Raw genomic sequence first — 713 nt, forward strand, 5'->3', positions numbered from 1 at the left:
TGGCGAGGTGCGCGGCGGCGAAGCCTTCGACCTCTTGCAGGCGCTCAACACCGGCCACGACGGCGGCATGGCGTCGCTGCACGCCAACAACGCCCGCTCCGCCCTGTCGCGGCTCGAGAGTCTGGCGATGCTTGGCATCCCGACCGGCTCCCGCTGGGAGTTGGACGACATGCGCAAGCTCATCGCCGAATGCTTCCACTACGTCCTGCATCTGCGCCGCACCGGCGAGATGCGGCACGTGTCGGAAATCCTGGAAATTCAGGGATTCAAACAAGGCGACTACGTCGTCAATCGCGTTTTCTAACTGGGAGTTCAACAAACCATGTTCCGTTCCAACCGACCAGCGGGGATGCAGCTCAACGCCGCCCGCACCCGTTCGCAGCAGACTGCCCTGGTGCTGGGCGCGACGCTTCTCCTGTGCGCCCAGAGCGCATTCGCTGCCGACCTCGGTCTCTTTAGTGGCCTGACCAACATCATTTGCTCGATCCAGGCGCTGGTCAGTGGTCCGATCCTCTTCGTGATCGGCGTGGTGGTCATCATCTTGGGTGCGATCGGCATTGCCAACTCCGAGTCGACTATCGTCAAGGTCGTCATGACGGCCATCGTGGGCATCGGCTTGGCAGCTGCCGCGATTCCCATCGCCAAGAACCTCGGTCTCACCCAGTACTGCTGATCATGCGCCAGCACACCGTCAGCCGGTCATTGTCCTTGCC

The 713-nt window shown here is 62.4% G+C and carries 2 protein-coding genes; both read left to right on the forward strand.

Annotated features, from left to right (window positions below; genetic code table 11):
* Positions 1 to 304 (forward strand): ATPase, T2SS/T4P/T4SS family (locus ACYP5B_RS43145; RefSeq protein ID WP_459570257.1); only part of this gene is annotated, 304 nt, incomplete at its 5' end.
* An 18-nt stretch (positions 305 to 322) separates the two neighbouring features.
* The gene (locus ACYP5B_RS43150; RefSeq protein WP_267601182.1) at positions 323 to 673 is read left to right on the forward strand and encodes a TrbC/VirB2 family protein; all 351 of its coding nucleotides are present in this window, start codon (positions 323 to 325) and stop codon (positions 671 to 673) included.
* The last annotated feature ends 40 nt before the right edge of the window (positions 674 to 713 follow it).

Source organism: Cupriavidus sp. 8B, assembly GCF_054589115.1.